This window comes from Microcoleus sp. BR0-C5 (assembly GCF_036705045.1).
GTDB lineage: Bacteria > Cyanobacteriota > Cyanobacteriia > Cyanobacteriales > Microcoleaceae > Microcoleus.
Map to the genome: position 1 here is coordinate 1 of NZ_JAUBTR010000145.1, position 5,796 is coordinate 5,796.

A 5,796-nucleotide genomic window follows, 5' to 3' on the forward strand; every position below is an offset into this window, starting at 1 on the left:
GTAGGCACAGATATTTTTCCTACAGTGAAGGTATGAAAATCCTTAGTCATCAAAGCCAGAACTGCGGAATGTGGGGTAAAACCTGGCTTTTTGTGCTGACGAATGCGGAGAGTGGCATTTTCCCCTGCCCTTGGCACCGCAATACGCCACCATCAAGGACAAGAATTAGAAGGGCTGAGAAATACAGTTTTTTATGCAGGACTGCTCAATACATCGGATGCAGATATTCACAGAATGTTTCTATATTGGCTAGATGAATTTACAAGCGGGCATTTGATGTTGCTAAGGTATTTGCACGAAGGTACTTATAATGCAAGCCAACGGCAAATTTGAGAGGGGGCAGACAGAATTTTCTCAATTTTGGCTTAGAATAGGCTGGCAAAATTATTACTGCGGGTAACTCAGGATGTGGCACAAAAAAAGTATTTGGTGGATATTGGGAGGATTGGGAGGAAGTGCGATAGCTATCTTTGCCCTAGCCAAATTTTCCCACTGGCACCGTCTGCGTAGGTATGAGAAGATTCTTGAATTGAGGGCCGTGCAATGGAGCGGTAAAAACTTAGCCGGTGCCGATTTTTCTCGCCAAGTTTTCCGAGAGGCAAATTTATCAGAGGCGAACCTGCGACGGGCAAACCTCCAAGGGACAGACTTCTCTGGTGCCGCTACCCGCCTGATTGACACTGACTTGCGCTCCGCAAATTTAACCAATGCTTTGCTCTCCTATACTCAGGCTACCAGAGCCAATTTCTCTGGGGCAATCCTCCGTTCGGCAAACTTAAGCAACGCTAGCCTGAATGGTGCGCGTTTTAGAGATGCCGATTTGCAGGGAGCGATTATGATTGGGGCAAAACTGGTAGCGGCTGACTTCAGCGAACTGAAGCACGATCCGGCTTATCTCGATCGAGCCGATTTGACCGATACGGGTATTACGGGTTTTCGCGATACACGGCTTTGCAACGCCACGATGACAAATGGCGCAATTTCTAAGCAGGGTTGCTTTTGGGCTTCATACGATTTGAACAAAGCAGCACAAGCTCAGGATTGGCGCTGGATGGATTCGGCAACCAGCGATCTATTTAAAGAGGCGGTAATTTCAACGGATGCGTTGGCACTTAAGCAAACTGTAGACGAGATTACACCCGAACAAATCCGCTTGATGCCCTGTAAACATCTCAAAACTCTAGATCAACTTTGGCGACAAGCAAGCAGCTCACGCTTTGGGTTCGGCATTCAGCGCCAAATTTGGGAAAGTTCTCAAGTGAATCGAGATTACACCAAGTTTGGAGAAGCTGTGGGGTGGAAGCAAAACGGAACCTGGCTCAAATTTAAGGATTTAACCACTAAACAGTCAGCTTCCGATAGCAGCGTTCTTCCAATCGGTCATTTTCCCTGGCACTCTTGGCAAGTTCTGGAACCTACTAAGACCGAGCCTACTCGCTTTCGCCGTGTGGGATTTGGGGAATGGATGGCACAGCTTAAAGCCTGTAAAATTTGATGCCAAGAAAGGCAACCGGGAGTTCACGAGCCGGGAACTGGAAAGTCAAATCAATAAATCTGCCAACCCATCTTCTGCTTTTTCTGGCTTGAGGTACAGTGTACAAATCCGTTCGACCTCTTCCCATTTTGCATTGTGTTTTTCACACCAAGCTTGGAGGCAAGAATGGCTTAATTTCTCAACTTCATCATAATCGACATTAGCAATTTCTGTTCCCTCATGACAGGCAATGGTTTCTAAAACATTAACAATGTTTGGCTCGCGCAATTCAAGCTTTTGGGGGTTGTAAACAACTCCATGATACGCTTTGTTGTGTAAAAGGAGGATATAAACAGAAGGGGTTTCTTCTGAATAAATTTTAGCGCTAATTATATCGTTGGCAATACCTTCAGCGTACCTACGGTTTAGTTGTAGTTGAGCAGTATGTTGATAGTAAGGAGAAATATCGACATCCGCCAGGGCTTCCAGATTGAGTTCACCAGATTGAATGGTAGTTCGAGAAGCCATTGCTGTTAAATTAATTTCTTGAGTATCGTCGCTTGTTAAAACGGGCAAATCAATCAGCTTTTTCGACTCTTGATGGCGAACTATTAAATTTTTCCATCTTTTCTGAATTTCAACTAAATCATACTGAAGTTTTGTGGGTGAAGTTAAAGTCGGAACGAAAGCATAAATTTCAATAGTGCGAGGCAAATGCCAAAACCGTAAAATTCTGCCTGCTCTTTGGGTTGGTCCAATCGGAGTCCAATCAATATCATAATTTATCACGATCGACGCATCTTGCATATTGACGCCAACTCCATGAGCATCTGTCGAGATAAAAACGTCGTAAGTTTTCTCAGATTCCTCCTCTGCTGCGTTGGCAATGGGAGCAAATTGCTTAATTAACTTTTCTATTTCTTTGGTTTCTTTCATCTCAAGTTTTTGAGAATCATTGTTAGACTCGATAGTTGCGGTTACTTGTAAAGAAGGAAGCAGTATTTTTAAGGAATTATGGAGGTAGATAACGGTAGCATGGCGTTCGCAAAAAATAATAACTTTTTGAGAATTAGTTTGAGCTTTTTGAATAATGCTAGATAAAGCTTGCAGTTTTATGTCAGAACTTTCATTGATTTTTTTAACTTGTCTATCAGCGGCTTCAGCACCGACTGCCGTTGTTGGCGACTCCAAGTAAATTGAAGTTTCTCTAACTTATAAGCGTTGCTTCCTCCCGGCGTATCGCTCACCCTTTCTAATACTCCCTGAAGAGAGAGAGGAGAGCTAGCCCACGCAATTTTTACAACTCGTTTAAATACTTCTCGAAATATAGAGTTGCGGGAAGTCAGGTCAAAGCAGCCGTTAAGAATAGCCTCCGTGAGTTCTGTATCAAAAATAAGCGGAAACGTTATAGTGTGTAACTTTACTTTGGGAATGTAGCGGTGGTTTTCCCCAAATTTTATATAAATATCTTGCCCTTCTTGCTGACCGTAATATTTAGCAACGTGAGGAGTGGTAAGCTGGCTGGCTACGGGAAGCTGGACGAACTCCGAAGCGTTCCCGACCTTCCAAGCTCTCGCATCATCGACATAATCCGGTAATAAGGCATGACTTTCAGCGGTGTGAGGTAGCAGAAATAATTGATTGTTAATATTCTCAATTAATCTCTGCAATTAAAGCTTGCCGAGCGCGTTCTTCTCCCGGCTCATCCAGCCCCACTAAAAGATAAGTATTTTTGTTTGTCGTATATTGTCGGATTAATCCCCAACCGCGAATCGTAAAAAATCCTGAAGCAATGCGGATGTCCTGACGGGCTGCTTTCAAACAACACCTAATAGACATCTCCAATAACTGCCAAACCTTTTCCCCGCTTGGTTTCTTGTCCGAAGCTCGCTTCGAGCTTCGGATAAGAAACTAACACTTAAATAAGGGTTTGAAGACTATATTTATCATAACTACCAATTCTTATGACATAATTTTTACTGTTTTTTCCGGTTTATACCAATTTTTATTGACATATAACTATTGCACCAATCCGCCATCTTATTAATCCACATACGACCAGAATTACTGGCTCGTAATTGCCAGATTTTAAGCGAAATCTCTTTGCTGCCACTCTAAAGATTTTCACCAATCTAATCATATGCTCTACTACTATTCTTTTTCTAGCCTTCTGTTTGTTGGCTTTTTTTTGAGCATCTGTAATATCTTTACTTGGAGTCTTTTTGTGAGGAGTATCAATTAATAGTTCCCCTACATAAGCTTTGTCCCCTTGAAATTTTTGCTCTTGATTCCATTCTTCGCGTCGGGAACGCCAAATTTTTATGTCAGCCGTTGCTCCGGTTTCTCCAACTACTATATCAACAATTTCTTTCCCATTCGGCATTACAACTATTTGATTTTTTAAGGTATGCCTTTTTTGCTTGCCTGAATAGTATTTTTTCTGCTTTTTATAGTCTGTAGGTCTTTCTATTGGCTGTTCGTAGCTATCTACAATCAACTCGAATTCACTTAATATTTCAAAAACCCATTGCCATTCTGAATCATTTTTTTTACCTGTTCTAACAAAAAAGAAGCAGGCAATAGTTCTCTAAAAATCTTTATCCATTTGTGAAAAATATAATTAGCTGCTGACTCGCTGACTCCAAATTGGACTCCTAACATTTGAAATGTGGGAAGATGGTGTAAATATACCAAAGTCAGGAGAATTTGATCGGCAATCTCTAATTTAGGTGGGCGACCACCTCCGCCTTTGATGATGCGAATTTTAGAATTCTCTTGAACTTTTTTCTGCTGGTTATACAGATTTTCTGCGTGAGTAATTAGTCCTATGAGTTGGTCATAGTCTAGACCCAATAGCCGAGTAGTTTCTGAGGGATGTCTTTCTATGTGTTCGCGAAGTTGACTCATTTTTTTAACGGAAAGTTTTATTATAATATATTTCTGATTCCACGATACTTTGTTTGTTGGAGATGTCTATTGCAGTCAAACAAGCCGTAGATGCAGCGGAATCAAGAGCGAGTTGCGATCGCGTTACAGGTGACGCGGTGGTTTGTCTTCGGAAATAACTGTTGGAGCGTTCCAGTTTGGTCTGGGCTTGAGTAGATAAGTGCCATCAGCTCCCATCGATCCCTCCTACAGCGCATCGCATAAAAATCCACCTCTGCCTTGATTCCCTGCTGCTAATCCCTGATGGTAAATTGACGATGCTATAGCAACCGAGCTTCATCAGGAAAATCACAATTCCTGACAGTTCGGGATTTTTCTGTTGGCAATGTCGAGGGTAGCGAAGTGAACGATTTTATAATTGCCTAAACGACCATTTTTCTATTGGAATACCTTGCTTTTTAGAAGTTGCTAACACGTTTCCTAGCTTCGGATGCTTTGACATCATAACCGGAGTTAGGATTAGTTTTATGCAGTTGCATTAACAGGTCGATGTAAAATTCGTAGTAGTCCTGTAATGTGGCAAAGTATGAGGTGCGAAGTTTTTGACTGATAATTTTGGTGCGGAGATTTTCAATTATTTTGATAGAGACTTCAATATCATTAAGTGCTTCGGTAAGATTGCCTAGAGATCGTTTGACAGAAGCCATGTTGAAAAGGGCGAGAGCTTCTTGTTCGCTATTCATTATTAAGCGACTAAGCAAAAGGGAGTGGGTGTAATACTCTAGCGCTTTCTGTTTTTCTCCCAATTCTGAGTAGACAGCGGCGATGTTGTTGAGGGCAATATTTTCTTGCTCGATACTACGTACTGTCCGACTAAGGGAAAGGGAGCGGGTGTAATACTCTAGCGCTTTTTGTTTTTCTCCCAATTCTGAGTAAACTAAGCCAATAGTGGTGAGGATAGTAGCTTCGTATATGCGAGCCTTCAGTTCTTGCAAAAGGGGAAGGGACTGGGTGTAATACTTTAGCGCTTTCTGCTTTTCTCCCAATTCAGAGTAGACAGCGGCGATGTTATTGAGGGTATAAGCTTCGCCTTGGCGATCACCTACTGCTTGCAAAAGGGAGAGGGACTGACTGTAATACTCTAGCGCTTTCTGTTTTTTTCCCAATTCTGAATAGACTTGGCCGATCCTAATAAAAATGGTACCTTCCCCACGGCGATCGCCTACTGCTCGAAAAAGGGGAAGGGACTGGTTGTAATACTCTAGCGCTTTCTGTTGTTCTCCCAATGCTGAGTAGACAGCGCCGATCTTGATAAGAGTGGCAGTTTCCCCACGCAGATCGCCTAATGCTCGAAAAAGGGTAACTGCTCAATAAGTGCTGATAAGCAAGCTAAGCCAAACTAACTCAGACAATGCCTGATAGCCTGAATCTGAGAA

Annotated in this window: 7 protein-coding genes; 1 reads left to right on the plus strand and 6 read right to left on the minus strand. The window is 42.3% G+C overall.

Going from position 1 to position 5,796, the window contains the following annotated elements; all coding sequences use genetic code 11:
- The first annotated feature begins 406 nt into the window (after positions 1-406).
- Positions 407-1,495, plus strand: coding sequence for a pentapeptide repeat-containing protein (locus tag QUB08_RS31125; protein WP_333230071.1), 1,089 nt, complete (start codon positions 407-409; stop codon positions 1,493-1,495).
- A gap of 45 nt (positions 1,496-1,540) precedes the next feature.
- On the opposite strand, the gene QUB08_RS31130 is transcribed toward QUB08_RS31125, so the two are convergent.
- From QUB08_RS31130 to QUB08_RS31155, 6 genes are all read right to left on the minus strand, one after another.
- Positions 1,541-2,665 carry a C-terminal helicase domain-containing protein gene (locus QUB08_RS31130; RefSeq protein WP_333230073.1) on the minus strand — a complete coding sequence of 375 codons (1,125 nt, stop codon included), beginning with the start codon at positions 2,663-2,665 and terminating at the stop codon, positions 1,541-1,543.
- On the minus strand, positions 2,587-3,144 hold the full coding sequence (locus QUB08_RS31135) for a hypothetical protein (RefSeq protein WP_333230075.1): 558 nt from the start codon (positions 3,142-3,144) through the stop codon (positions 2,587-2,589). The genes QUB08_RS31130 and QUB08_RS31135 overlap by 79 nt, the downstream gene beginning before the upstream one ends.
- Entirely contained in the window at positions 3,128-3,313 is a 186-nt protein-coding gene (locus QUB08_RS31140) for a hypothetical protein (RefSeq protein ID WP_333230076.1), read from the minus strand. Before QUB08_RS31140 ends, QUB08_RS31135 begins: the two co-directional genes overlap by 17 nt.
- Positions 3,314-3,479: 166 nt before the next feature.
- Complete coding sequence (locus QUB08_RS31145) at positions 3,480-3,971, minus strand: transposase family protein (protein WP_333230079.1); 492 nt, start codon at positions 3,969-3,971, stop codon at positions 3,480-3,482.
- A gap of 11 nt (positions 3,972-3,982) precedes the next feature.
- Positions 3,983-4,381, minus strand: coding sequence for a transposase family protein (locus tag QUB08_RS31150; protein WP_333230081.1), 399 nt, complete (start codon positions 4,379-4,381; stop codon positions 3,983-3,985).
- 437 nt (positions 4,382-4,818) lie between these two features.
- Positions 4,819-5,697 (minus strand): tetratricopeptide repeat protein, encoded by an 879-nt coding sequence (locus QUB08_RS31155; RefSeq protein WP_333230083.1) that lies wholly within the window; start codon positions 5,695-5,697, stop codon positions 4,819-4,821.
- Positions 5,698-5,796: the final 99 nt, after the last annotated feature.

Excerpts from the sequence above, each read along its gene's own strand:
- QUB08_RS31125 (WP_333230071.1), top strand. The coding sequence starts at position 407 with ATGTGGCACAAAAAAAGTATTTGGTGGATATTGGGAGGATTGGGAGGA.
- QUB08_RS31140 (WP_333230076.1), bottom strand. The coding sequence starts at position 3,313 with ATGTCTATTAGGTGTTGTTTGAAAGCAGCCCGTCAGGACATCCGCATT.
- QUB08_RS31150 (WP_333230081.1), bottom strand. The coding sequence starts at position 4,381 with ATGAGTCAACTTCGCGAACACATAGAAAGACATCCCTCAGAAACTACT.